Below are 26,474 nucleotides of genomic sequence, written 5' to 3'. Positions count from 1 at the left end.
TTCTTTTGCACATGAAAAGCTAAAAATTAGAAGTTCATTACTTTGTTAACAGCTTCAACAATATCTTTATGGTTTGGTAACCATACGCTCTCAGCTTGAGAGAATGGGAATACTGTATCAGCAGCTGCAACACGTACAACTGGAGCTTCTAAGTTTAAGATTGCACGGTCGTTAATTTCCGCTACAACGTTAGCTGCAATACCAGCTTGTTTTTGCGCTTCTTGAACTACAACTACGCGGCCTGTTTTTTCAACAGAAGCAATGATTGTTTCGATATCTAATGGTTGAACTGTACGTAAGTCAACAACCTCTAAAGAGATACCTTCTTTTTCAAGTTCTTCAGCAGCTTTTAATGCAGCGTGAACCATAGCACCGTAAGCGATAACAGATACATCTGTACCTTCACGTTTGATATCAGCTTTGCCTAAATCAATTGTGTATTCGCCTTCTGGTACATCTTGACGGAATGAACGGTACAATTTCATATGCTCTAAGTAGATAACTGGATCGTTGTCACGAATCGCAGAGATTAAAAGACCTTTTGCATCGTATGGAGTAGATGGAATAACAACTTTTAGACCAGGTTGTTGAGCCACTAATCCTTCTAAGCTATCAGCATGTAGTTCAGGAGTATGAACGCCACCACCGAATGGAGAACGAATTGTTACTGGAGCAGTCCAACGTCCACCAGAACGGTAACGCATACGAGCTAATTGACCAGAAACTGAATCCATTACTTCATAAATGAAACCGAAGAATTGGATTTCTGGAACTGGACGGAATCCTTCAAGTGCAAGTCCAACTGCAAGTCCACCAATACCAGACTCTGCAAGTGGAGTATCCATTACACGATCTTCACCGAATTCAGCTTGTAAACCTTCAGTAGCACGGAATACACCGCCGTTTACACCAACGTCTTCACCAAACACAAGTACGTTAGGGTCATTTTTCATTTCAACGCGTAAAGCATCAGTGATTGCTTGAATCATTGTCATTTGAGCCATGGCTTACTTCGACTCCTTTTCTTTGTAAATTTCATATTGTTCAGCTAAGTTGTAAGGCATTTTTTCGTACATGATTTCCATTAAATCAGTAACTTTTTGTTTTGGAGCTTGGTCAGCCTTAGCAATTGCTTGTTTGATATCTTCTTTTGCTTCTTCGATTACTTTCTCTTCAACTTCTTGAGACCATAGGCCTTTGTTTTCTAAGAATGCACGGAAGCGTACGATTGGATCTTTTTGTTCCCATTCGTTCTCGATATCTTTTGTACGGTAACGAGTTGGGTCATCACCAGCCATTGTATGTGGACCGTAACGGAATGTTAAAGTCTCGATTAAAGTAGGGCCTTCGCCATTTACTGCACGCTCACGAGCGAAAGCAGTTGCTGCGTATACAGCTAATGGATCCATACCGTCTACTTGAATTCCGTAAATACCTGCTGCTACTGCTTTTTGTGCTACAGTTTTAGCTGCAGATTGCTTTTCTACTGGAGTAGAGATTGCATAACGGTTGTTTTGTACAACGAAGATTGCTGGAGCTTTGAAAGCACCTGCAAAGTTCATACCTTCGTAGAAGTCACCTTGTGAAGCACCACCGTCACCAGTGTAAGTAATTGCAACAGATTTTTTACCACGTAGTTTCATACCTAACGCAACACCAGCAGTTTGGATGATTTGCGCACCGATAATGATTTGTGGAGCAAGTGCATTTACATTCTCAGGCATTTGGTTACCCATGAAATGTCCACGAGAGAATAAGAATGCTTGGTATAATGGTAAACCGTGCCATACTAATTGTGGCACATCACGATATCCTGGTAAGATGAAATCTTCTGCTTCAAGTGCGAAATGACTTGCTAATTGAGAAGCCTCTTGTCCAGCTGTTGGTGCGTAGAAACCTAAACGTCCTTGACGGTTTAAAGAAATAGAACGTTGATCTAGTACGCGAGTATACACCATACGGCGCATTAATTCTTTTAATTGATCATCTGATAATTCAGGCATAGCTGCTTCATTCACAACTTCGCCTTTTTCATTTAAAATTTGTAATGTTTCAAATTGAGCCGCGATAGCTTTCATTTGCTCATCAACATTAAATAGGGTCTTTTTTGTTTTAGTACCCATTCCGTTCACCTCTTCCTCTCTTGAACCATATTCTGAAACGCTTTCACTATCTATTAGCTAGACTGAAAACGCAACAATGTAAACCAACAAATTTATCTGTCGGTTGAGAATAATTTTGTGTACCTAACAATCTGTACTAATGTTTTTTCAGAAACATATTAATACAATCTTGATCACGTTTTTTAGTTTACAACTATTCTAATTACGATGTCAATTACTTTGAATACGTTTTTTTATAAATAATCTGCAGGTTTCTTCTACACAAACGTGTTTTTATTTTTCACATCTGTATTAGTAAGCATTAACCTGCTGTTATATTATTCCCTTTTTAACTTGTTTTTTCTCTTAGAATAATATGTAAACGATTTAATTCTTTTTAGTTTTTCTCTCTTCTTAACAAAAATATACAAACTCTTCTTCCTTTTATAGGTAATTACCCATACATTTCTACTCTTCCCTCCATACATTATAGTAACCGCAATATTAGCGGGAAATGATAAAGGAGGTCATCTCATGTACGGATACTCATATTGCTATCCAACTTGTTCATATCCTTCCTACGGTTATGGCGATTCTTGTGGTGGGTCTGGACGCGGCTTCGCCTTAATCGTTGTGTTGTTTATTCTTTTAATTATCGTTGGTGCTGCTTGCATTCGCTAATGTAAAATGAAACAACTATGGAAAAAAACAGACGGCTTTGCCGTCTGTTTTTTTATTACATACATAAATATTCTATAGTAAAACGCTTTCCAAAGTGCTTCCCTACTTGTCGATGACTTTTTTCATCTCCTTTGGTAGACTAAAGAAGAAAGGAGAGATTACATATGCTTACAATGAAAGATGTCATTCGCGAAGGAGATCCTATTTTGCGAAACGTTGCAGAAGAGGTATCAATGCCGGCGAGCGAAGAAGATACAACTGCCCTTAAAGAAATGATTGAATTTGTAATCAATAGCCAAGATCCTGAAATGGCTGAAAAATATAGTTTACGCCCTGGAATCGGATTAGCTGCTCCGCAAATCGGTATTTCAAAGAAAATGATTGCAGTTCACGTAACAGATACGGACGGTACGTTATATAGTCATGCATTATTCAACCCAAAACTCATTAGTCATTCTGTTGAACGTACATTTTTACAAAGCGGGGAAGGCTGTCTATCAGTAGACCGTGAAGTACCTGGTTATGTCCCTCGTTACACAAGAATTACAGTGAAAGCAACATCTATTAGCGGTGAAGAAGTAAAATTACGTTTAAAAGGTTTACCAGCAATCGTATTTCAGCATGAGATTGACCATTTAAATGGTGTTATGTTCTATGACCACATTAATAAAGAAAATCCATTTGCTGCTCCTGACGATTCAAAACCTCTAGAGCGATAATAAAAAAGGCGGGAGTGAATCTTCCGCCTTTTTTTATGAAATGGGTTCCATATTCACTTATAGCAATCCAGCCCATTTTAAGCCATGATATATGCCGTCTTCACTAACATCCTTTGTCACATGATTTGCAAGCTTTTTCAAGTCTTCATGACCGTTCCCCATCACAATACCTGTCCCAACTGCTTCAATCATTTCTAAATCATTTAAGCCATCTCCAAATGCATACACTTGTTCACGGTTAAATCCTAATTTTTCAATGAATTTCTCAATTCCTTTTGCCTTCGAACCACCATTTGGAATAATATCCATTGAATATGCATGCCAGCGAATAAAATGAAAGTCTGGATACTGATTAATAAACTTTTCCTCTTCATTCACTTCACAGAAAAGAAGTGTTTGATAAATATTACGTTTCTCATAGAAATCAGGTTCATATGCCGGATGCTCAAAATTTAAGCTTCCAAAACCTTCTTTCACATAATCATGATATTCCACTGATGCTCTCATTTCTTGATGATCAAGGTATACAAGCGGATATCCTTCTTGTTTTGCAAACTGAGTAAACTTATGTAAGGCAGCTGGATGTAACGGGTTATTAAATATTACCTCATCTTCAAATACAACGTACTGTCCATTAAAGCTAACATAATTGTGTATATTGAGTTCCTCACGAATATCTTCAAACATAAATGGCGCACGTCCTGTCGCAATTGCTACATGCACACCTTTTTCTTGTAAATGTCTTACTGCATCTCGTGTAGATTGCGGAATCTTCTTATCATGATCTAATAATGTTCCATCAATATCAAAAAAGACAATTTTATCATTCATTTGTCAAAATCCTTTCTGTTACTCTATATTCCTATTTTGATTATCGCTTTTCAAATTCTAAAAAAAAGTATAACATATTAAACATCTGTGAAGAAAGCGTTCACTTTCTGACCTTATTTATGAAACCTGCATATATATATTAGTAAAAAATGTGGATACTTGTTCGTATGAATTTTCTTTTCTATTCTTTCTCATACTATACCTATAACTAACGGCTACTAATCGTTACTATAGAATAACTTTCCCTGTATGAGAAAGGACAAGATTCAACATTCACTTTTGTCTTCTTTCTTATATCAGAGACGGAGTTTTCACTAGTAATATGCATGTTTAAAATAAGGAAAGGAAGGAGTAATCATGCTGAAGAAGCTGAAGAAAAAGCTCAAGCGTTATTTAAAAGATCTAGTCCGTAAAAAGACAATCGCTTAAATTGTGCCCATTTCGGGCTTTTTCTTCATTCTCATTCGAAAAAACATGAAAATCGTGACTGTTTGCTTTATAATAAGTAACAGATAATGCAAAACATAGACAAGGAGAGGTTTTCCAAATGATTTTTAAAGTATTTTATCAAGACAAAATGACTGAGGTTCCAGTACGTGAAAATACAAAAGTTTTATATTTAGAGGCTACGTCTGAAAAGGATGTTCGTAAGAAATTAAATAAGTTCGCATATAATATCGAGTTCGTTCAGTCTGTTACTGGTGCTCATCTTGAATATGAAAAAGAAAACGCTGATTTAACATTAGCGGAAATCGTATAGTCATATGAAATTTCTAAAGAATGATCAGGCTGCCGTTTTTGCTTTAGGTGGACTTGGTGAAATCGGTAAAAATACATATGCTGTTCAATTTCAAGATGAAATTATTATTATTGATGCTGGAATTAAATTTCCAGAAGACGAACTCCTCGGAATCGATTATGTAATACCAGATTACACTTATTTTGTGCGAAACGAAGATAAAATTAAAGGATTATTCATTACACATGGTCACGAAGATCATATCGGTGGAATTCCTTACTTATTACGTCAAGTAAACATCCCGATTTATGGTGGGAAATTAGCAATTGCGCTAATCAAAAACAAATTAGAAGAGCACGGATTACTTCGTAAAGCAAAACTTTATGAAATTCAAGAAGATGATGTTATTAAATTTAAAAAGACATCTGTTTCCTTCTTCCGTACAACTCACAGTATCCCAGATTCATACGGAGTTGTTGTGAAAACACCTCAAGGACAAGTTGTTCATACTGGAGATTTCAAATTTGATTTCACACCAGTCGGTGAACCAGCGGACTTAACAAAAATGGCTGAAATCGGAAAAGACGGTGTACTTTGTCTCTTATCTGACAGTACAAATAGTGAAGTTCCAAACTTTACAATGTCTGAGCGCCGTGTTGGCGATAGTATTCAAGATATTTTCCGCAAAGTAGAAGGTCGTATTATCTTCGCAACCTTTGCATCAAATATCCATCGTCTACAACAAGTTGTTGAAGCGGCTGTTGAAAACAATCGTAAAGTTGCTGTGTTCGGTCGCAGTATGGAAGCAGCAATTGAAATCGGACAAAACCTCGGTTATATTCGCTGTCCGAAAGATACATTCATAGATACATCTCAACTAAACCGCCTACCGGCTAATAAAGTTGTTATTTTATGTACAGGTAGTCAAGGGGAACCAATGGCAGCACTTTCACGTATTGCTAATGGTACTCATCGTCAAATTCAAATCATTCCTGGCGACACAGTTGTTTTCTCTTCTTCTCCAATCCCTGGTAATACAATTAGTGTAAGCCGTACAATTAACATGTTGTATCGTGCTGGTGCTGATGTAATCCACGGAAAACTGTCAAACATTCATACAAGTGGACATGGTGGACAAGAAGAACAAAAACTAATGCTTCGTCTAATTAAACCGAAGTATTTCATGCCAATTCATGGTGAATATCGCATGCAACGTATGCATATGAAGTTAGCAAACGATTGTGGTATTCCAGAAGAAAACTGTTTCATCATGGATAATGGAGATGTTCTTGCTCTTCGTTCTGATGAAGCAAGCGTAGCTGGTAAAATACCATCTGGATCTGTCTATATTGACGGAAATGGTATTGGAGATATCGGTAATATCGTATTACGCGATCGTCGTATTCTTTCTGAAGAAGGTCTTGTTATTGTAGTTGTAAGCATCGATATGAAAGAGTTTAAAGTTGCAGCAGGACCTGATATTATCTCACGTGGTTTCGTGTATATGCGCGAAAGTAGTGATTTAATTAATGATGCTCAAACATTAATTACAACTCATTTAGAAAAAGTAATGGAGCGTAAAACAACACAATGGTCTGAAATTAAAAATGAAATTACAGACACATTAGCACCATTCCTTTATGAGAAAACGAAACGTCGCCCAATGATTTTACCAATCATTATGGAAATATAAGAAAAAGGACAATACCTTCATGGTATTGTCCTTTTCTCTTATCTTAAAAAGTGTTTGAAACGATCTACTTCATCGTCATGACCAATTACAATTAATATATCTCCCGCTTGAATATTTTCCGTAGCTCGAGGAGATACAATAACTTCTTTACCACGTTTAATCGCTACAATATTCAATCCAAACTTCGCACGAATATCTAATTCGATTAAAGAATGACCATCAATTTTTTTATTCGCAATAATCTCTACAATACTATGCTCATCTGAAAGCTCAAGGTAGTCTAATACATTACTTGATGCAATATTATTAGCAATCCTTTTTCCCATATCACGCTCAGGGTGCACAATGTGATCTGCCCCTATTTTACTTAACACTTTTTCATGGTAATCATTTTGAGCTTTTACAGTAATATTTTTTACACCTAACTCTTTCAGAATTAATGTTGTTAAAATACTTGAATTTAAATTGTCTCCAATCGCAACGACTACATGATCAAAATTACGAATACCAAGACTTTTTAATACCATCTCATCTGTCGAATCTGCAATTACAGCATGCGAAGCGATATTTGCAAACTCATTAATTTTATCCTCATCTGAATCAATTGCCATTACTTCCATACCTAATTGAGCGAGTTCCCGGCAAATACTTCCACCAAAACGTCCAAGCCCAATGACAGCAAATTCTTTCTCTTTTTCACCCACAGGAATTCCTCCAATAACATCGAATACTATGTATTTTTATTGTAACATACTTTAGATTTGCTACAAAAACCTGTATATCATTCTTATTTTTGTTTTTGCATATAAAAATACTGTTGTAAATAAAATGCGATACTGAAAATTAACATACCAAATACAAATATATTTCCAAATGAACTAAATGTTTCAAAAACGAATAATAACGTTTCTTGTCCGAAGAAAGCAAATAATAGTTGTGTAAATGCGAATAGCAATGCCAACATATAATGATGTTGATGGAATAAATAATGTGTTGCACCTAAAAAAGCGATAAACGAAATGATGAAAATCCACCAATTTTCTAAAAACAGTTGCCAATTAGTAAATTGATATCCATTTACTAATATCGCAATAATTCCTATAACTGCCATCGTTGGCACACTCCAAAATAATGCTCGTCCTCTAAAGAAGAGAGTTCCTTTAACATCACCTTTTTCATGTGCAATGTATGTTAGTACTACCGTACTTATATACAAAACTGAAAGAATTGTTAAAACGATAATAAGCCAAAAATGTAATTGATAATACTCATGCTCTATGTTTGTCACGATAGCCGCTAACATACACGGGATTAGCATTCCAGTCCAACCATCTACTTTTCTTTCATTCCAAAACACCGTGTTACCAATCCGTATTCCTAACAACATAAAAATAATGATACCTAGTACAAATAATGTCGTTTTATTCCCTACTAAACTCGTTGAGAAAGCAATTAATCCAATAAATAAAAAGAGCACAAACCCATTCATAATTTCTAATACAGGTGATAAATATCTCTTCACCCATTTATATGTTTCATCATATTCATGATTCTCCACTAAACGGTAGGCATAAAAACTTATCCCAAAATACACCGCCGCAATAATAACATACGCATATAAGACGAAACACAACATTGCACTGCTAATTTGCACGTAATTCCCCACCCTTTTTTCTATGTTTCACATTGATTTTACACACTTTCTACACGAAATGTAAACATATATAAGCTAGTTACTAATCATCTTCCCAATAAGCGATAATGAATAATGAGCAGCGGCTCAAAACCACTGCTCATTACTTTATCCATTTGTATACCGATGTCTATCCAAAACAAATATGAAAGATGTTTTCGTCTTGGAACTAACAAGTACCCACTTTAAATTTTTTGCAAATTTGACGAGCAAGTTTACTTTCTAGTTCCTTTCCACTTCACATATTGATCTAAAAATGCGATAGCTTTCTCAATAGCCTCTTCATCTGGTTTTAATTTTGCGTGGTGTAAACCATATTCTGAATTTACCCCAAGCCAAAACATAAATCCAGGAATCTCTTGAAGCATATAACCAAAATCTTCCCCTGTCATTGCCTCAGTACATGTAATTACATTCATATCAGTTTGTTCACTTACAAACTGCATAAACTCTCTCGTTAATGCTTCATGGTTATGTACTTGATGGTACATCGCCCCGTAGTCAATGGCTGCTTCACATTGAAAGGAAGCTTCTATACCTGCAACAATTGCCTCAATTCTACTTTTAACACGACTCATTGATTCCACTGATAACGTTCGGATTGTTCCTTCTAACCGAGACTTTTCTGCTATGATATTTTGAACTGTACCACCTGTTATTTTTCCGATTGTAATTACTGCACTATCAAGAGGATTCACATTACGACTAATAACGGATTGAAGTTGTGTAACAAGGTGACTTGCTGCAACAATCATATCATTTGCAGTATGCGGGTAGGCTGCATGTCCACCTTTCCCTTTTAAATCAACATATAACTCTGATGTATTCGCAAATAATAGCCCCTCTTTTGTTGCAATTGTTCCTACAGCGTATTCAGGTGCAATATGAAGCCCAAGAATTATATTCGGCTTCCATTCTTTTAACTCTTCACTCTCTAACATAGGAAGAGCCCCTCCTGGACCTTCTTCAGCTGGTTGGAATAGAAACACAAGGTCATCATCTATTCTTTCTGTTACAGCTGCTGTTAGAAGGCCTAAACCGATTGTTGTATGCAAATCGTGCCCACATGCATGCATCATTCCTTCATGAATAGAAGCAAACTCATATCCAGTTTCTTCGGTAATTGGTAAACCGTCTATATCTGCGCGATAACCGATAATTTTTTCTGGATTTTTTCCATTTACTTTAACAATGACACCCGTTTTCCATACTTTCACTTCCACATATTCATTCGAAAGCGTTCCTATGTAATCTAAAATATACTGTTGTGTTTTCCACTCTTTAAATCCAATTTCCGGTATTTTGTGTAAGTCTCTACGAATTTGAACGAATTTGCTTACTGCCATTTTTGCACCTCTATCTATAAAAAGCGTAAGAGCCAATTATGCTCTTACGCTTTTTTGTTTTTATTTCTCTGGGTTTAATTGACGAAGCTCTTGTTTAATTTCAGTTTTTGCTTTTGTCTTCTCATCAATCTCTTTAATTACACGTGCTGGAGTACCCGCAACAACTGTATATGGAGGCACATCTTCTGTTACAACAGCGCCTGCTGCTACAACTGCACCTTTACCTACTGTAACGCCCTCTAACACAACTACGTTAGCACCAATTACAACATCATCTTCAACGATAACTGGTTTTGCTGAAGGCGGCTCAATAACACCTGCAAGTACTGCACCCGCACCTACGTGACAGTTCTTACCAACTGTTGCACGTCCACCAAGTACCGCGTTCATGTCAATCATAGTACCTTCACCAATTACAGCACCGATATTAATTGTTGCATTCATCATAATAACAGCGTTGTCGCCGATTTCAACGTGGTCACGAATAATCGCGCCTGGCTCAATACGAGCTTTAATACCTTTTAAATCAAGCATTGGAATCGCAGAATTACGACGGTCATTTTCAACAACGTAATCAACAATGTGCTTGCTATTTTCATCAAGAATTGTCTTAATATCAGACCATTCTCCAAATAATACACCAGACTTTTTATTTACAAATGCTTGTACTGTTTCAGGGAATGTTACTTCTTTTAAATCCCCTTTTATGTATACCTTTACAGGAGTTTTCTTTTCACTTTTTTGAATAAACGAAATAATTTCGTTAGCGTCCATCATTTTCATTCTTGTTGCCTCCTAAATCCATTTATAATGTTACTCTACCAAACGATAGAGCGAGTAGCAAGATAATAATCCTATTTTTCCATTTGAATTTCTTCTATAATTTCTAAAAATGCCCGTACTTGCTTTAATTGTCTGGCGGATTCACTCGTCAATAACCATGTTTCTCTCGTTAATTGAACAGGTGTTTTATACATATTTTCCTGTACTTCTTTTAAAACAGTAGAAGGTAAAAGAGCATAACCTATACCATTTAAAACGAGTTGTTTACAAGTCTCAATTTGATCAACGACAATTGTTCTCTTAGGCGGATTAGAAAATAAACCATACCACCAATTTTGTATTTGTCCATAATAAGTCGAATCACTTTTAAATTGAATAAACGGTCTATTTGTTTCTTTTAACATCGAAATATCTTTTATTTCTTTATCCACTAAATAAAGTTCATCTTCAAATAATTGTTGCTTCTGACCTTTATATTCTTGTGTTCCTCTCAATATAGCGACATGAACGTCTCCTTCATAAAATTGCTTTTGCACTTCACTGCTCCAGCCAGTAAACAGCGATATTTTCACAGAAGGGTATTTATGTACAAACTTCTTCAAAACAGGAGGAAGCCAATATTGACCAATAACTGATGCAACAGCTATTTTTAACGTTCCGTGAGTTTCTGTTCTAAAAACAGCTAGCTCACTTTTAATATCCTCTTCCTTTTGTAGCATTTCTTTTGCATAATTTGCGACTTTTTCCCCTTCAGGTGTAATTGTCAATCCTTTTTGTGAGCGAATAAAAAACTTCATTCCCCATTGTTTCTCCATAGATTGTAATCGTTGACTAAGCGCAGGTTGTGAAACAAATAAACGTTCCGCCGCTTTTCTCATATTTGATTCCTGAGCTAACACAACCATCATTTGAAAATCATCAATTTGCAACTTTCTCCCTCTTTCCTTAGCTTCCATACACCTTATCTCAATAAGCTTTTCATCCTTAATTTAACTTCATACTCTTATATTTTTTATCTTTTTAAATATAATACATACACAACTGATATGCACGAAAAAAAGTGACTTCTCCGCTTCTATGAAGTCACTTTTCTCACATTATCGATTATGTTGCCTTACTTTTTTATTCAACAATTTTAAAATAGCTCGGCGTGTTAAAATCCCCTCAAAATATCCCTCTTCATTAACAGCGCAAATAAAAGGATGATCAATTGTCATTTCTAAAGCTTTCGCAAACGAATCTTCTAACTTAAGAACCGGAATGTCTTCCTTCATCACCTGTTCTACTTTCATTTCGTCAAGTCTTTCAAACTCAATGCGTTCTAGCCCTAACATACCGTCTAAAATCATAGCAGTACTAATTAACCCATGCAATTTATACATCGGGTCCAAAACAGGTATCGCCGAATATCCAGATTTCACAAGAACGAGTAAAGCATGCTCTAAACCATTCCCCATTTGGACATGTGCTACTTTTTCTGATGAAATCATTAAATCTTTCACAAAAATTTGTTGAAACTCGTCTTTTGGAATACTAATCATGTTACATCCCCCATCTTCCCTTTTTCCTACTTTTAATCACCGACTCTATTCACATTTTATGATAGCGTTTTCATATTATTATTTTGTCCTTACTTTATTTCAATAAAAACAAAATTACACAGCTATTTTAGCATACAACACAAAAAAAAGACTACCATTCCGGTAGCGCTTAATACCCCTTATTTTTTAATCTGTAAAATAATCTTGTGATTTTTTTATATTGCGTCACATCTGTCCGTTTTAAACCATTCTCAATATCTGTAAGTTCCACAGCTAAAATTTCACTCGCATAATTTTGCTGAAATAAAATATCTAGTAACAAACTCTCTTCTTCTTCTGTTAAAACAACTTCCCTTTTCATATACCCCTCTCCTTATACTCGCATCGTTACTCTTATTATATAAAATTTCCAGCCTATTTAATAGATGTAATATTCAGTTTTTAGTGAAGGATATATAAAAATTGTTCTTTATTTCGTATATCGATTTGCATAACTAAACGCTGCATAAGCATCTGGCTTAATTTTTGCAGTTAATCCCATCGCTTGAATTTTCGCTGTCATATCTAGAATAAATTCTTTTGTTAAACCATCATTTCCGATATCCAAGTGAATTTCCATTATAAATCCAGCCCCATCTTGAGCATATGGATGCAATAAATCCCATATTGTTTGTATATGTTTTGGAGTAAATAGGCATGCGATCTCTTGGCTAAACTGCGTTTCTAAATATATTTTCTCACGTAAAGTTGCTGGCTTATCTTTCACTGATTTATGGTGTAAACACCCCCAGGCACCTTTTCCAACGCGATGAATATGAATTGCCGTAATAAACCTCGTATCCTTTTGATGTGCTTGTGAGTCTGTCCCAATGGATAAGCGATATAAATTTCGTGGATCCTTTTCAATGAAACTACAAATACGGCTAAAGACCATATCAAAATTTAAATGTCTCTCTGAAACATTATAAAATGTATGTTCACCGGCCACATAGTCACGTCCTTTCAATTAGACAGACTTTTCGTATTCTCATTGTATGGGACAAAAATAAAAATTATAACTTCCTATCCTTTATTCGTTTCAATATTTCGAATTACATAATGGCAAACTTGGCACGTATAAATTACATTTTGATTCGATTGAGCCGTTAATACATGAAGAATCTCAGCAGAATTGTGACATTTAGGACAAATCACAACTGGTAAACGTTCCATACAATACACCTCCTCGTTATTTTTATCCCGCTTTTGCTATCTGCAAACAGCCAATTGATGATGACTACTATTCAGTATAGGACGAATAAGCCCCACTGATTACAATTTCACTTTATTACCATTGTGGGAAAAATAAAAATTCCCTATACATATATGCTAAAAAGTAATAGAACTAAAAAAGGTGTTGCCATATGGCAACACCTTTTTTATATGTATCAAGAAATGATATCGTAAATCTCAATTGCAACCATGTCGATATTATCGAATTGATACACTTGAGGTTTTTCACCTTGTTGATACACTTCTAACTCATACATTTCACTTTTATCGAAAAATTTCACGCTACATTTGCGCTCACCGTTCACTTCAAAATAGCGTTGTGCTACTTCACCGCTTTCAGCTTGTTCTTGTAGACTAACAAGTCGAGTTAAAATTCCTTGGAGTAGAGACATGAAATCTCTCCTTTCTCTGATCTTCCTACCAATAGGTTTTACAGCTATACTCATTCTATCCGTCATAACAGAAAAAATGTTCCACAGTCTAGGATAAAGGTTATTGGCCAGAAACTCAACTAAAAATTTGTCGAAATGCGAAGGAAAAAAACAGAAAGAACATCTTTTCCCTTCTTTATTGCGATTTTTATACTGGAAGAATATAATAAAAAACAGAAAAAAGGAGGAATTACAATGAAAAAAATTGAGGTTTACACACAACCTGATTGTCCGCCATGTGTCATTGTGAAAGAATTTTTAAAGCATAATAACATTGTATATGAAGAATTTGACGTAAAAAAAGACGCTGCTGCACGCAATCGTCTTTTATATGACTATGATTCGTATTCTACTCCAACAGTTGTAATTGATGGAGAAGTTGTTGCTGGTTTTCAAATTGAAAAATTACAACAGCTACTCAATATTGAATAAGAATAGGTAAAGACCTATTCTTATTTTTATCCCGCTATTTGTGGGCTATTACTCAGTGGGAGATGAACACCCCTCACCGAGTAAAGTGTCACTTTATAATTGTTGTAATCTTTTTATTTCAGTTAAAAGTTCTTGACTTTCATGATATCCGGCCAATTTCCATTTCCCTTGATCTCTTTGCAATGTTACAATTTGATATTGTCCACTTTTTGCCCGCTCATATACATATAAAATTTTATGCTCTTCATCATATGACATTTTCGTTTCTGAATGAAAAGAAAACGGCGCTTCTTTTGCTGGAAGTAAATATTCACCACTTTGTTTATCACTTCTACTATTTTCATCTGTAAATACTTGAAGGAAATTCTCTGTAAAATATGGTGATAACGTTTCTATCATCTTATTCATCGGCAAATGCTTCCCACGAATTGAAAATTGGGTTTCATAGCCCTTTTGTATCGTTGTAAACACTTCTTTCCGATCGACTTTCACTTCCTCTTTTCCTAAAACAGTTGTGACACTATAACCAACTAGAAAGGCAACGCATACAAATAGAACTAACCATATTCCATATTTCCTCATTTTTTCACCTTCCCTTTAAGAGAACTTGTCTTTGTAGTATTCATTGTAACAATGATTATGCAAAGAAAGGGCTGGTTTCGTTCGTAAAATCTTTACAACGATAGACAGCATTTTCATCACCATTTTCACTATTACCAATTTATGATAAAAACAAACAAAAAATGCACGAATCTCTTCGTGCATTAAAATAAAACATCTTCTTCATATAAATATTCATACGATAAATCTATAAATAAAAAGTTTTCATCATCAATTGGGAAAGAAAATGTTCGTACCATCTCACCGGTTTCAATATCAGCATATAAATCTGAAAGTCTTGCCTTATTCTCAAAACGCATTTTCATAATATTTTCTAGAAAATACGGACGCCAACTCCAGTTCTTCATATAATACTCAGGCATCACAATCCATTCCCCATCTTTTTTCATAACGTTTCCTGATTGTTGGAAACCATCTTCGTTACAAATAAATATGCGGAAACTATACTGTGATACACTTTGGCTAAATTGTAATAACCAATCATTTATATCTTCATTCTTCTTCTGTTTGGCTAGAACATCACCAATTCGATCACGTAACATTTCGGTTAAATTATAAATTTTTTGTAATTTCTTCTTTTCATGTTGAATAAATTGATGACACTCATTACCAAGTCGTTCTTTCAAAACGTTCGTTTCAATAAAATCAGGTAAGCACTCTTTCAAATAATTCCCTTGATAATATCTACCACCGTTTTTCCAAGCATATTGTAGTTGATAAAAAGCATCTATTTCTTCATATAACAATGTCGCACCAATTCTTCTAGCAAGTAATGATAAAGAATATAAAATATCTTGATAAGATTGTAAAAGTGCAGTTTGTCTTAAGTTTGTTAAATCTACTTTTAAAATATCTGGTGCTAACACGCTAATACGTTCTAAATTACTTGTACCCGTTCCGACTTTATTAATCGAAATTTGAATACCATATGTACGATAATACATAAGCAAATGATTAAATTGCTCTATATCTTCTTTACATTCATGCTCTGTAATTTCTAAAACAATGTGTTTCAAATTTAAACCTTGCTCTTCATACATCAATAAAAGTTGAAGTAAACTTTCATCATCATCGTTCATTAATACGTTAGCATTCCGATGGATAAATAATAATAGTTTTTGATCACTTTCTAAATAACGATTTAAAGCTTTTTCTACTATAATGTTATCCGCTTCCAGTTGAAACTCACTTGGAATAGAATCATCATGGAAGAAAGATGCTAAACTTTGTATACCCTCTTCTGTTTGAATACGTCCTACAACTTCATATCCAATTACTGTATGCTCATCAGCACTAAAAATAGCTTGATAATAAGGAAGGACTTTATCCAAGTTACTCATTACATCTAATGCGTCTATCAACGTGCTTCCCTCCCTTTACTTTTCAAAAATTATAACACGATATTTACGGAAAAATAATAAAAAATCCCTTCAGTTTTCCTGAAGGGATTAGAGGGGTAAAATGCTAAGGGGAATTAGCAATTCTACTATGAAGAAAAAAGAGGTCTTAAATATAACGTATATATGACCTCTTGTAAATACCTTTCTTTCATATGTCACAATTCCGTCACATTTAACCGTAGAAAAACGAATTAAACATTCATTTTCTCATCCCTTTTAAAATGGATATTGATGTAAATGTTGTCCTCCATCCATTGTCATGCAAGTCCCATTTATGTACGCAGCTTCATCTGAACATAAATAATAAGCTAGACCTGCGATTTCTTCTGGCGTCCCCAGCCTTCCAAGCGGAACACTTTGTATCGTACGCTTAGCCATTTCTTCTGAAATCCATAATTTATCAGCACCGCCCGTACGTTCAATTGGTCCTGGTGCGATAGCGTTAACTCGTATTCCATATTTACGTCCCCACTCAACAGCAAGAGTTTTTGTCATCGCTAATACACCGGCTTTAGCTGCTGCCGAATGGATAACTCCCGGGCCTGCATCCCATGCATATGTTGCTACCATGTTAATGATATTCCCTTTTATACCTTTTTCAATCCAATATTTTCCGACAGCATGGCTACAGTAAAATGTACCGTTTAACACAATATTAATGACTGAATTCCAGCCATTCACGGATAAATCTTCTGCCGGACAAATAAAGTTTCCAGCTGCATTATTTATTAAAACATCAATTCGACCAAACTTCTCATCAATCTGTTCAATCATTTTCTGAATATCATCCGTATTCCTTACATCCATTTGTACAGGTAATACTTGCCCTGGAAATTGTTCAATTTCCAACTTTGTTTCCTCTAGTTTTTCCTTTGTACGTCCTGTAATAACAACTCGTGCCCCTTCTTTTGCAAAACGAGTCGCCATTCCTTTTCCCATTCCACTTGATCCACCTGTTATAATAACTACCTTCTCTTTCACATACATCCCCTCCAAAAAAATGAATACACATTCATTTTATCATTTTATTTAATAGAAATCTTTATATTTTTAAACTTTTCTGATATTTTAACGTAAAGAGGTTTCTTTTTATTCGTTTTTTTCGTAATCTATACTACTTTTTATTATTTAAAATATATTTTAAATAAACTGAAAGGAGATTTGAGTAACCTATAATTGTAACGAACACATGTGATATAAGTCATATAGGTATACTCATATTTTTATGAAGAAAATTACTAGAAGAGATTTTTTAAAAGTTGGCATGCGCACTTGTCTATATTCATTTATAACCACTAGCATCGGATACTATTACGCTAAATATATTGAGCCTCATTTACTCTCTTTTACAGAGCATACACTTACATCACAACTCATACCAAAAAGTTTTCATGGTATGAAGATTCTTCAATTTAGTGATTTACATCTCGGATACTATTTCTCTCTCCAACATTTATCTCAAATCGTTTCTAAAATTAATGCTGTAAAACCCGACATTGTTCTTTTTACTGGTGATCTCATTGATAATTATCAAACATATACTGACACTCCTTTCGTTGCATCCATTTTAAAAAATATACAAGCACCCTTCGGTAAATTTTCTATTTATGGTAACCATGATCACGGCGGATACGGAACGGAATACTACGAACACATCATGCGCGAATCCGGATTTGAACTATTATTAAATAGCGAAAAGAGAATTCGTCTACTGGATAATAGTGAAATTTCAATTTTCGGTCTTGATGATATACTACTAGGCAAGCCCAAAATAGACGAGACACTACAGTACGCGAGGCAAAACACTTATAATATTGTTCTTGTTCACGAGCCAGATATTGCACCCAAAATTGCTAAATATCCTGTTAACTTACAACTTTCTGGTCACAGCCATGGCGGACAAGTACAAATTCCTTTTGTAGGCGCTATTATTACCCCATCACTTGCTAAAAACTATGTTGAAGGCTTCTATACGATTCAAGACTTAGCTCTCTATGTCAATCGGGGCCTTGGAAGAACACGTGTCCCATTCCGATTTATGTCAAAACCTGAAATTACGATTTTCACGCTCCAACATTCGTAATAATTCGCCTATTTTCTTACATATCCTTTCTTGTACGCGCTCATCCATGTTTCATTTACCATATGATAAAAGTGAGTCCAATAAAGGAGGTTTGTTCATGTACCCATATTATCAACCAATCCCAGTCCGCTCAGCACCTATTGGTCCAGTAGGCGACTCACGCTTCTTTCCGTTTTTTGGCGTTCCATTTCTAGCTGGCATTGCTGGTGGACTGCTCGGTGGAGCATTAGCTTTCGGTCCTAGACCGTATTACCCACCATATCCACCACCTTTCCCACCGCCAACACCTTATCCTTGTTATGGTGGACCTTGTCAACAACCATACTATTATTAATGTACCGTACAATTCTATCAATGTTATTCCCTCTCTTAACCGTTTCATGATCCATTAACATGCTTACAATAAAAACTATTCTCTCTACGCATTCTTTTAATTAAAGAACGTATAATAAGTAGAGAACAAAGTAAAAAACCTCTTAAAAAAGAGGTTTTTTACTTTGTTCTCATTATTCAGCATCCGTGTTTTGATACGCCATCTTAAACAACTTCACTTGGCTATCAATTTCTTCTGTACTACTATTAATAACGTAATAATAGTCACCGGTTTTATTTTGTTCACGCGTTTTCACATTATCAGCTAATGTTAGCTGTAAAATCGCCTTAATTCTCGCCTTCATTTCAATATCTAATATCGGGAAAGATATTTCTACTCGCTTTTCCATATTTCGCGTCATCCAATCAGCCGAAGATAAATATATCTTTTCCTCTCCATTATGATGGAAATAATAAATTCGGCTATGTTCTAAATATCTCCCGACAACACTAACTACCCGAATATTTTCACTTACACTTGGAATACCAGGCCGTAGGCAACATGTTCCTCGAACGATGAGCTCTACCTTTACTCCAGCTTGTGATGCTTCATACATTTTTTTTATTAATGGTTTATCTGTTAATGAATTCATCTTAGCAATAATATATCCATTTCCATATTGCCTATGATAACGGATTTCTTCATCTATTAAATCCATAAATTGCTCTCTTATATCAAATGGCGCAACCGATAAATGATGAAAATGTGGCTTTGTTGTATAACCACTCAAATAATTAAAGAAATTTGTTGCATCGACCCCGAAGTCTTTTCGTGATGTAATATACCCAAAATCAGTATATAACTTTGCTGTTGCGTCATTATAATTTCCAGTCCCAAGATGTACGAACCTTTCAATTTTTCCGTTTTTTCTTCTTACAACTAGCGTAATTTTACTATGTGTCTTCAAATGACTTACACCGTAAATAACGTGACAGCCTGCCTTTTCTAATTCTTTAGCCCAATGCACATTATTTTCTTCATCAAATCTTGCCTTTAACTCAACTAATACCGTCACTTGCTTTCCTTTTTCAGCCGCTACTTTTAGCGCCTGAATAATCGGCGAATCCCCACTTACTCGATATAATGTTTGCTTGATCGCAAGTACATTCGGATCGTCTGCCGCATCACGGACAAAATCAACTACCGGCTGAAATGATTCAAAGGGATGATGTAATAAAATATCATGCTCAATTGCTTTTTCAAATACATCTTCCGCATCCCCTAAGTCTTGAGGCCGTTGCGGAATAAGAGCCGGATATACTAGATGTTCATATAAAGGAGCTAGTTTTTTATATAAAGAAAATAAACATGTTAAATCTAGCGGTCCATCCATTATATACACATCTTCATCTTTTACTTCCAACACCTCATATAATAATGCTAATACTCTTTCATCAATATGCTCTTTGCCAACTTCTAAACGTACAGCAGCTCCCCACTTACGCTTCTTTAATTCTTTTTCAATTACCTTTAATAAATCCCTCGCACCTTCTTCATGAATTGTTAAATCCGCATTACGTGTAATACGGAAACGAGTAACAGATGATACATTATATCCTGTAAATAATTTATGAGTAAAACCACTAATTACATCTTCTAATAAAATAAATTTATGTTTTTGCCCTTCACTCGGTAAAAATATGAAACGTTCGAGTAATGAAGGAACTTGTACAATTCCTAACTTCGTACGGTTTTCTTCCTCCACTTGTTTCTCATCATATAAAAGAGTAGCTAAATTCAAACTTTTATTTAATAACATTGGAAATGGACGGTATGCATCGATAGCTACAGGTGTTAAGACTGGGAAAATTTGCTCATCAAAATACTCTTCTATAAATTCTCTCTGTTCTTTCGTCAAATCGTGGAATGTTAAACGCTCAATTCCCTCTAGCTCCAGCGCTGGCAACACATAATTTTTAAACGTATTATATTGTACAGTCATTAATTCATGGGCCTTTATCGCAATTTTATTTAATTGCTTTTTTGGTGTTAAGCCAGCCTTATTTTCTGGTTGGTTAAACCCAGCACTCACTTGATCCTTCAATCCTGCCACGCGTACCATAAAGAATTCATCTAAATTTGAACTGAAAATGCTAATAAACTTTAATCTTTCCAAGAGCGGATTCGTTTCATCCTGTGCTTCTTGTAGTACACGTTCATTAAATGCTAACCAACTTAATTCTCGATTATTGTAATAAGCTGTATCATTTAAATTTACTATATTCCCCTTCAACATTTCCATCCTCTTCACACTTCCCTTGAAACTTTTTTACTATAATTTAGTTACTTTTATTTTAGCAAATTACAATATTCCAAAGTGTTAATTTTTTGTAAAGACATCCGTACAACTTAACATTTTGATTCAAAGGATAAATGAATAGTCGTTTTCAATACTCTTTCTAACTGTTTTTTTTGTTTTTCAGCTTGCACTTTTTCCGCTAATGCCGATTGCTCACATACAATTTTAAATGTTAACCCTTCTTTACTTTCTGTTATAGATATCGATTCAACAAGCGATCTTTGTCTTATATTTAGAGCTGCTGAAAATTGTAAAACAGCTCCTAATAGACGGATTTTTTTTTGTTCATTTTTATCGAACCATCCTTCAAATGGGGACAAGTGTTGTTTGAATAACATTTTTGATTTATAAGACGCAATAAGCGCTAATCTAACTCGCTCTTTATGCATCATCCCATCAATTGTTTTATTCGCTAATAAATAAAACGTATGTAAGCGGCTCGCTTCTTCATCTATATACTTACCTATATTAAATACTTTCGCCGCTTGATGGAATACTTCCCAGTCTTTTGCTGACATAGAAATTAGCCCTGTTTCCTCAAGCTGTTGACAAATCAATCTTCCATGTTTAATAAGCTGAATTACAAATTCCATATCCATTTCATATTCATGTGATAATAAATGTAAACTTTCTTCGACTACGTTCGGATAATATGAAATCCCCAAGTCTTTTGTCAACTCTTCATAGAAAACACCTTCTCGTAACCCTTTTCTACTTAATACAAATGCTGGTGCCTCTATAACATTAACAAGCGTATGAAAAACTTCGACTGCTGGAATAATTGTATCTGCTCGATCTTTTGCCAACCCTTCCATTTTTTGAAGTTCTATGAACGACAATACTTCCAATTCTTCTTTCACATTTTTAATATCTTCTTCTTTCATTTTATATAGATGTACCCCTGCTATAGGATAACAAATTAAATTTTGATGGATTTTCACTAAGTTCCTCGCACTACCACCAATTGCAATAAGAGGTAATTTCTTATCAATTAACCATGGTAATGTTCGAAATTGATATTCTAAGTACGTTTGAATCTTTTCCAACTCGTCTTCAGTAGGTATATCCTCTTTAATAAATTGTTGCTTTAAAGAAAGTGCTCCAAAAGGAAAGCTACGATACTCTAATATCTCTCTATTTCGAAAGTATGTTACTTCCGTACTTCCTCCACCAATATCTACTGTAATTCCTTCAGAGAACGAAGTTGAATTCATAACTGCTAAATAGCCGTAACATGCCTCCTCATATTCTGATAATACTCTAAGAGTAAAGTCTGTTTGTCCTTCAACAAGTTTTTTAATTGCCACTTGATTCTCAGCCTGTCTAATTGTTGCTGTTGCAACACAAAGTACATGATGCAACTGGTGGAATCGTGTACTTTCCTGAAATTGAAATAACGTTTGTAACAATACCTCTATTCCTTCTTCAATCAACACACCATCAATTAAGTAATTCCTTAACCGAGCAACCACTTTCGTATTTTCAATCTCCTTATAAAAACCTCCATTTTGCTTTTCATAAATAACTAAACGCATTGTATTAGATCCAATATCTATAATGGCATATTGCTGTTTTAATATTTCTTTCAAACTTCTCACTCTTTCATTATCAAATTTCTAAAGCACATTCTATTACTATTATACAAAATAGTTGTTTTTTGTAACAATATTGCTTTAATATTGAAAATATATACAATCACTTTTTGCATATAATAAAAACCTCTTTTATTTATGTTATAATAATAAAAAATTGAAAGGAGATTCCATATGAAACCTTCACAACCACAATCTCAATTACAAAACCAACATTCTATTAATCGACTAGCTCAATCTATTTTCGTTGTGAATCGTCATGCTAAAGCTGCAACTAATCCGAAGTATTTATACTGGTTAAAAAAGACGGCTTTAGAACGCTTAATTGCTGAAAAAAAAGCTATTAAAGAAGGATTACATTTTTCTAGAAATCCACGTTTTAGCCAACAACAATCTGATGTTCTTATACGTTTAGGTGATTATTTTTTCCATATTCCTCCTACAAAAGAAGATTTTCGAATCCTACCACATCTTGGTCATCTTGAATCCTCCTATCGAAATCCGAAAACAACCTTATCTTTAACAGTAGCAAAAAAAACACTTCAAGATTATATTGGTCCTGAAGCACTGAAACAAGAAAAAAAATTAAGTGAACCTGTCCCATGGTATAGTCGTACTTATACAAAAAAATAAAACAGTTTGGCCAATTGTAGGCCAAACTGTTTTATTTTTTCTCTTCTTTAATTTTAATATTTGCTTGTTTATAAAAAGCTATTTTTTCTGTATTATAAGATTTCGTAAATTCATTAAACTTGTCTTTTTCGGATTCAATATCCTTATACGATTGATTTACTACCTTTACCTTTTCACTAATATCTTTTAATTTTGTACCTTTATCTTGTAACATTGTATATAATTCTTTTTCTTGTTTTAACGATTTATTATAGCTATCATACATTTTGTTAAATGAATCTTGTCGTTTCTCATATGTGCTTTTCACTTTATCCGCTTGATCTTTCAATTTCTTATCTTCAATTTTCTTCACATATTTATCTGCTGATTTTACTTCTTCTTGTGCTTTATTTAAAGATTCTTTTTCTTTTGTAAGCACTTTTTCTCGTTCATCTGTATTTTTCACTGCTTGGTTCAGTTTTTCCTTAACAGTTTGATTATTATCTTTTCCTTCTTGAACAATCTGGTTATATAATTCTTGTCCCTCTTTCTCTAAAGTTTCAAGTTTCTTTGCATCTTCAAACATTGTTTTCTCTTGCTTTGCAGCATTTTCAAACGCAACATATAATTCCTCTTCTGGTTTCGGCCCGAAACAACCCGCTAGTAAAGTCATTGATAATGCAGTTACAATTGCTAATTTACTATACTTCAACATCTTTTTCCTCCTACTTATATACGATCATCGTGTAAAAAGCTATGACAGTTATATACCCTTCTATAAACTCCACACTCGCACCTTTTTTACGAAAATCATTATTATTGTTTATAATGCTTGTACAAATTGTATTACTTGAAATTGCATTTTACGTTTTTGAACTAAATAGCAGTTTCATATCCATCTTTTACTTGGCACTTTTTAAAACCTGTTCATACTATGTATTACATAAAAGTACAACGGAATTCATCACAGCCATAATAATTTGAAGAACAACAGTAATCATTCACCTAGTAAAAGATGTTCGTTGTTCTCTCACGTCTATCATTCTATCATTCCCTTTCCGCTTTCTATCAAATAATTTCTTTGTTCATTTTACACAGTTCAAATACTAACTTGTAACAACTTACAATTATTCTTGTCATTCCCTAAAAAGGAAAAGTGTAGAGCATGCTTTCCTCTACACTTTTAAAATGAAACACATTGTGCAAAATGCATTGACACATCCATCATAATTATATGCTTATTCCATATATTTTTAAAGACTTTTATTACAATAAAAGTTCTTTTTGTAATAAAAGTCAAAAAAATGTTACATTAAAAACTTCTTCATATCATATTTCTTTAAATCGAAGTTTCACTCATTTTCTTACAAATCCCTATGCTGGTACAATTGATTTTGTGCCTTTCTTAACAATTCTTCAAAAGTTTTTCCTTCTATTGGATAACTAGCAGCTCCAAATAATAGAGTTATACTTAACAAGCCATTTTCTATTTCGCTTTCAATACTTTTCATTAATCGGTTTGTTATTGTCGACTTTTCATGTCCGTTATCAATCGCCACAATCACATACTTATTTTCATCCCACCTAGTAACGACGTCTCCTTTACGAATTGTCTGTACAATCGTACTCTCCAATTTTTGTACTAGCACCTCCAATTTTTTTTCTTGCACTGTTTCTTTTAGTTCTTTCCATTCTTTCATAGAAAGAATGTACACTGTAATATTATGAGAATCCCGTTCTGATAAAGCAGCTACTTTCTCAAAGAAATCAACTACAAAATTATTACTTGCCATTCCTCCTACTTCCGTATCCATACTCCTGCTCGCCCTTTTATCATACCAATGTCCAAAATAATAGCTGAGTATCATTTGCAATATATAAATAATAAAGACAGTATAAAATGATCGCGAATCCAGTTTTGTAATTACATCCTGAAGCGCAATCCATTCTGTAACTGCCACTGTATTCCCAAGTAATAATCCACTAATTTTCCCTTTATGTTTCATACTTCCCCTCCCTTCTATACCAATATATGTTTCTATAACAATTATGTTTTTCTACAAAATAAAAAATGTACATATTGAGTGTACATTTCCGCTTAAGCTTGTCTACCATTTCTATTCTATTTCATATATATACTATATATCGTTTTAGAAAGAGGTGACTTATATGCTACAAAAAGAGAATCTATCAGATATTATACGTTTACTAGCAGGTTTTCTATTATCATTAAAATTACTGTTTAATTCTTTCGGAGTGAACTTTATTACAAACGATCAAATTGATGCTATTGTAAATGTTGCTTCCTTTCTTTTCATTTTATATTTTGGTTATAAAAATAATTATGTAGGAAAAAAAGGAATCGAGCAAAAAAAAGTACTCAAAAAACACAACCTTCATTAAAAAAAGGAACCTTTCGTACAGGTTCCTTTTTATCATTGCCTCACTACAACTTCATTTGTTTGCAGTGGACCATATGATACTCCTTTATATTGAAATGTATATGTAGCCTGAAATAATGCGTTTTTAAGTGCTTTATCTTTATTTGCTTTTATTTTACAAATTAGCTCTACCTTCTCATTCGGTAATAAATTATCGATTCGCCACCTTACAAGCTGGAACAGGAACTCACTCATCCCCTTATCAGCCTTTAATGAGTTTGGAATATAGGCAAAATAATCTCGAATCATATGACTTACTACAACTCGTGAAATCATTTCCATTCCTTTATTTTCAACTTCAATTCGCATAATAAGTATGTCATTTACATCATAGGTCAGTTCATATGAAAATTTTTCTTTATACATACTACGGATTTGCAATATAACTGCTACATTAGGACATTCGTTTTCCTTTTTTGAGCCATCAATCCATAACACCGGTTGTAGCGGTATTGAATGCCTTCCTTGATCCGAAATTCGTTTCCATATTTTCATAATAATATTCACCCCATTTCAGATGCATCATATCCATACGACCTTATTCTGCCTCTCTACACAATATTAATAAAACTTGTTACAAACGATATATAGTTATTACTCTTCCTTTTATCCTATTCGACAATATAAAGAAAAAACCATTTTTCCTCTGTTAACAGAAGGTATTCTTACTGAAATATTTTTTTACAATTTCCTTCATTGACTTTACACCAATACTAAGTATTGCTCACTCTTTCTCTGTCCATACAACAGAATATTTTGGCGGAAGAAAAAGTTTGCCTTTTAGTCAAAT

29 protein-coding genes and 1 pseudogene are annotated in these 26,474 nt (G+C 34.2%); 9 read left to right on the top strand and 21 right to left on the bottom strand.

The features are described from left to right. Nucleotides 1-26 precede the first annotated feature (26 nt). Together pdhB and pdhA are read right to left on the bottom strand one after the other, a co-directional pair. A complete protein-coding gene (gene pdhB, locus KVT31_RS03625) occupies nucleotides 27-1,004 on the bottom strand; it encodes a pyruvate dehydrogenase complex E1 component subunit beta (RefSeq protein ID WP_088097569.1) in 978 nt (325 codons plus the stop codon). A gap of 3 nt (nucleotides 1,005-1,007) precedes the next feature. After that, nucleotides 1,008-2,123 carry a pyruvate dehydrogenase E1 component subunit alpha gene (gene pdhA, locus KVT31_RS03620; RefSeq protein ID WP_000536893.1) on the bottom strand — a complete coding sequence of 372 codons (1,116 nt, stop codon included), beginning with the start codon at nucleotides 2,121-2,123 and terminating at the stop codon, nucleotides 1,008-1,010. A 579-nt stretch (nucleotides 2,124-2,702) separates the two neighbouring features. Here pdhA and KVT31_RS30970 point away from each other — a divergent pair. Together KVT31_RS30970 and def are read left to right on the top strand one after the other, a co-directional pair. After that, nucleotides 2,703-2,783, top strand: a pseudogene (locus tag KVT31_RS30970) (YjcZ family sporulation protein); the annotation flags it as partial. A gap of 164 nt (nucleotides 2,784-2,947) precedes the next feature. Then, nucleotides 2,948-3,502: a peptide deformylase gene (gene def / locus KVT31_RS03610; RefSeq protein ID WP_088097570.1), complete on the top strand. Its 555-nt coding sequence runs from the start codon at nucleotides 2,948-2,950 to the stop codon at nucleotides 3,500-3,502. 57 nt (nucleotides 3,503-3,559) lie between these two features. Here the strand turns inward: def and KVT31_RS03605 are convergent, their stop codons facing one another. Then, the gene (locus tag KVT31_RS03605) at nucleotides 3,560-4,333 is read right to left on the bottom strand and encodes a Cof-type HAD-IIB family hydrolase (protein WP_000998282.1); all 774 of its coding nucleotides are present in this window, start codon (nucleotides 4,331-4,333) and stop codon (nucleotides 3,560-3,562) included. Nucleotides 4,334-4,880: 547 nt separating this feature from the next. On the opposite strand from KVT31_RS03605, the gene KVT31_RS03600 reads away from it, so the two are divergent. Continuing rightward, complete coding sequence (locus KVT31_RS03600) at nucleotides 4,881-5,093, top strand: DNA-dependent RNA polymerase subunit epsilon (protein ID WP_000576434.1); 213 nt, start codon at nucleotides 4,881-4,883, stop codon at nucleotides 5,091-5,093. A gap of 4 nt (nucleotides 5,094-5,097) precedes the next feature. Then, nucleotides 5,098-6,765 (top strand): ribonuclease J1, encoded by a 1,668-nt coding sequence (gene rnjA / locus KVT31_RS03595; RefSeq protein WP_000670372.1) that lies wholly within the window; start codon nucleotides 5,098-5,100, stop codon nucleotides 6,763-6,765. Between the two features lie 38 nt (nucleotides 6,766-6,803). Here rnjA and KVT31_RS03590 read toward each other — a convergent pair whose 3' ends face one another. The 10 genes from KVT31_RS03590 to KVT31_RS03545 form a co-directional block, all read right to left on the bottom strand. Further along, nucleotides 6,804-7,469 carry a potassium channel family protein gene (locus KVT31_RS03590; RefSeq protein ID WP_000504032.1) on the bottom strand — a complete coding sequence of 222 codons (666 nt, stop codon included), beginning with the start codon at nucleotides 7,467-7,469 and terminating at the stop codon, nucleotides 6,804-6,806. 83 nt (nucleotides 7,470-7,552) lie between these two features. Continuing rightward, on the bottom strand, nucleotides 7,553-8,419 hold the full coding sequence (locus KVT31_RS03585; RefSeq protein WP_088097571.1) for a cytochrome C oxidase assembly protein: 867 nt from the start codon (nucleotides 8,417-8,419) through the stop codon (nucleotides 7,553-7,555). A gap of 254 nt (nucleotides 8,420-8,673) precedes the next feature. Continuing rightward, nucleotides 8,674-9,804, bottom strand: a complete 1,131-nt coding sequence (locus tag KVT31_RS03580; protein ID WP_088097572.1) for an N-acetyldiaminopimelate deacetylase — start codon at nucleotides 9,802-9,804, stop codon at nucleotides 8,674-8,676. A gap of 60 nt (nucleotides 9,805-9,864) precedes the next feature. Beyond that, nucleotides 9,865-10,587: a 2,3,4,5-tetrahydropyridine-2,6-dicarboxylate N-acetyltransferase gene (gene dapD / locus KVT31_RS03575; protein ID WP_061678285.1), complete on the bottom strand. Its 723-nt coding sequence runs from the start codon at nucleotides 10,585-10,587 to the stop codon at nucleotides 9,865-9,867. A gap of 71 nt (nucleotides 10,588-10,658) precedes the next feature. Further along, nucleotides 10,659-11,543, bottom strand: coding sequence for a transcriptional regulator CcpC (locus tag KVT31_RS03570; protein ID WP_061678286.1), 885 nt, complete (start codon nucleotides 11,541-11,543; stop codon nucleotides 10,659-10,661). 141 nt (nucleotides 11,544-11,684) lie between these two features. After that, nucleotides 11,685-12,128, bottom strand: a complete 444-nt coding sequence (cbpB, locus tag KVT31_RS03565) for a cyclic-di-AMP-binding protein CbpB (protein ID WP_016086509.1) — start codon at nucleotides 12,126-12,128, stop codon at nucleotides 11,685-11,687. Between the two features lie 169 nt (nucleotides 12,129-12,297). Next, the gene (gene abbA, locus KVT31_RS03560; RefSeq protein ID WP_000818083.1) at nucleotides 12,298-12,489 is read right to left on the bottom strand and encodes an antirepressor AbbA; all 192 of its coding nucleotides are present in this window, start codon (nucleotides 12,487-12,489) and stop codon (nucleotides 12,298-12,300) included. A gap of 108 nt (nucleotides 12,490-12,597) precedes the next feature. Next, entirely contained in the window at nucleotides 12,598-13,116 is a 519-nt protein-coding gene (locus KVT31_RS03555) for a ribonuclease H-like YkuK family protein (RefSeq protein ID WP_000896653.1), read from the bottom strand. Nucleotides 13,117-13,190: 74 nt separating this feature from the next. Then, the gene (locus tag KVT31_RS03550; protein WP_088097573.1) at nucleotides 13,191-13,340 is read right to left on the bottom strand and encodes a hypothetical protein; all 150 of its coding nucleotides are present in this window, start codon (nucleotides 13,338-13,340) and stop codon (nucleotides 13,191-13,193) included. A gap of 215 nt (nucleotides 13,341-13,555) precedes the next feature. Next, nucleotides 13,556-13,792 carry a YkuJ family protein gene (locus KVT31_RS03545; RefSeq protein ID WP_000055151.1) on the bottom strand — a complete coding sequence of 79 codons (237 nt, stop codon included), beginning with the start codon at nucleotides 13,790-13,792 and terminating at the stop codon, nucleotides 13,556-13,558. A gap of 234 nt (nucleotides 13,793-14,026) precedes the next feature. Here KVT31_RS03545 and KVT31_RS03540 point away from each other — a divergent pair, with 234 nt between their 5' ends. Next, entirely contained in the window at nucleotides 14,027-14,263 is a 237-nt protein-coding gene (locus KVT31_RS03540) for a glutaredoxin family protein (RefSeq protein WP_088097574.1), read from the top strand. A gap of 93 nt (nucleotides 14,264-14,356) precedes the next feature. On the opposite strand, the gene KVT31_RS03535 is transcribed toward KVT31_RS03540, so the two are convergent. The 3 genes from KVT31_RS03535 to fadH all read right to left on the bottom strand — a co-directional run bounded on the left by KVT31_RS03535 (nucleotide 14,357) and on the right by fadH (nucleotide 17,265). Then, nucleotides 14,357-14,845, bottom strand: coding sequence for a DUF3993 domain-containing protein (locus KVT31_RS03535; protein WP_016086504.1), 489 nt, complete (start codon nucleotides 14,843-14,845; stop codon nucleotides 14,357-14,359). A gap of 182 nt (nucleotides 14,846-15,027) precedes the next feature. Continuing rightward, nucleotides 15,028-16,245 carry an EAL domain-containing protein gene (locus KVT31_RS03530; protein ID WP_000564301.1) on the bottom strand — a complete coding sequence of 406 codons (1,218 nt, stop codon included), beginning with the start codon at nucleotides 16,243-16,245 and terminating at the stop codon, nucleotides 15,028-15,030. Between the two features lie 255 nt (nucleotides 16,246-16,500). Beyond that, nucleotides 16,501-17,265 (bottom strand): 2,4-dienoyl-CoA reductase, encoded by a 765-nt coding sequence (fadH, locus tag KVT31_RS03525; RefSeq protein ID WP_000660913.1) that lies wholly within the window; start codon nucleotides 17,263-17,265, stop codon nucleotides 16,501-16,503. Between the two features lie 244 nt (nucleotides 17,266-17,509). On the opposite strand from fadH, the gene KVT31_RS03520 reads away from it, so the two are divergent. Both KVT31_RS03520 and KVT31_RS03515 read left to right on the top strand, forming a co-directional pair. Beyond that, entirely contained in the window at nucleotides 17,510-18,367 is an 858-nt protein-coding gene (locus KVT31_RS03520) for a metallophosphoesterase (protein WP_088097575.1), read from the top strand. 97 nt (nucleotides 18,368-18,464) lie between these two features. Continuing rightward, a complete protein-coding gene (locus KVT31_RS03515) occupies nucleotides 18,465-18,701 on the top strand; it encodes a hypothetical protein (protein WP_048563234.1) in 237 nt (78 codons plus the stop codon). Nucleotides 18,702-18,873: 172 nt separating this feature from the next. Here KVT31_RS03515 and KVT31_RS03510 read toward each other — a convergent pair whose 3' ends face one another. Next, nucleotides 18,874-20,982: a polyphosphate kinase gene (locus KVT31_RS03510; protein WP_088097577.1), complete on the bottom strand. Its 2,109-nt coding sequence runs from the start codon at nucleotides 20,980-20,982 to the stop codon at nucleotides 18,874-18,876. 107 nt (nucleotides 20,983-21,089) lie between these two features. Continuing rightward, nucleotides 21,090-22,628, bottom strand: a complete 1,539-nt coding sequence (locus KVT31_RS03505; RefSeq protein WP_088097578.1) for a Ppx/GppA family phosphatase — start codon at nucleotides 22,626-22,628, stop codon at nucleotides 21,090-21,092. Between the two features lie 177 nt (nucleotides 22,629-22,805). Between KVT31_RS03505 and KVT31_RS03500 the strand changes: the two genes are divergently transcribed. Continuing rightward, entirely contained in the window at nucleotides 22,806-23,264 is a 459-nt protein-coding gene (locus KVT31_RS03500; protein WP_000804864.1) for a YkyB family protein, read from the top strand. 31 nt (nucleotides 23,265-23,295) lie between these two features. Here KVT31_RS03500 and KVT31_RS03495 read toward each other — a convergent pair whose 3' ends face one another. After that, nucleotides 23,296-23,958 carry a YkyA family protein gene (locus KVT31_RS03495; RefSeq protein ID WP_088097579.1) on the bottom strand — a complete coding sequence of 221 codons (663 nt, stop codon included), beginning with the start codon at nucleotides 23,956-23,958 and terminating at the stop codon, nucleotides 23,296-23,298. A 649-nt stretch (nucleotides 23,959-24,607) separates the two neighbouring features. After that, a complete protein-coding gene (locus KVT31_RS03490) occupies nucleotides 24,608-25,249 on the bottom strand; it encodes a diguanylate cyclase domain-containing protein (RefSeq protein ID WP_088097580.1) in 642 nt (213 codons plus the stop codon). 163 nt (nucleotides 25,250-25,412) lie between these two features. Here KVT31_RS03490 and KVT31_RS03485 point away from each other — a divergent pair, with 163 nt between their 5' ends. Beyond that, the gene (locus KVT31_RS03485; protein ID WP_000939452.1) at nucleotides 25,413-25,646 is read left to right on the top strand and encodes an SPP1 phage holin family protein; all 234 of its coding nucleotides are present in this window, start codon (nucleotides 25,413-25,415) and stop codon (nucleotides 25,644-25,646) included. Between the two features lie 32 nt (nucleotides 25,647-25,678). Here the strand turns inward: KVT31_RS03485 and KVT31_RS03480 are convergent, their stop codons facing one another. Next, on the bottom strand, nucleotides 25,679-26,179 hold the full coding sequence (locus KVT31_RS03480; RefSeq protein ID WP_088097581.1) for a hypothetical protein: 501 nt from the start codon (nucleotides 26,177-26,179) through the stop codon (nucleotides 25,679-25,681). Between the last annotated feature and the right edge of the window lie 295 nt (nucleotides 26,180-26,474).

It is taken from the genome of Bacillus sp. GbtcB14, from assembly GCF_019091205.1.
Taxonomy (GTDB): Bacteria; Bacillota; Bacilli; order Bacillales; family Bacillaceae_G; genus Bacillus_A; species Bacillus_A cereus_AG.
The sequence above is the reverse complement of the archived record's forward strand: the minus strand, read 5'-3'. Positions and strand labels throughout refer to the sequence as shown.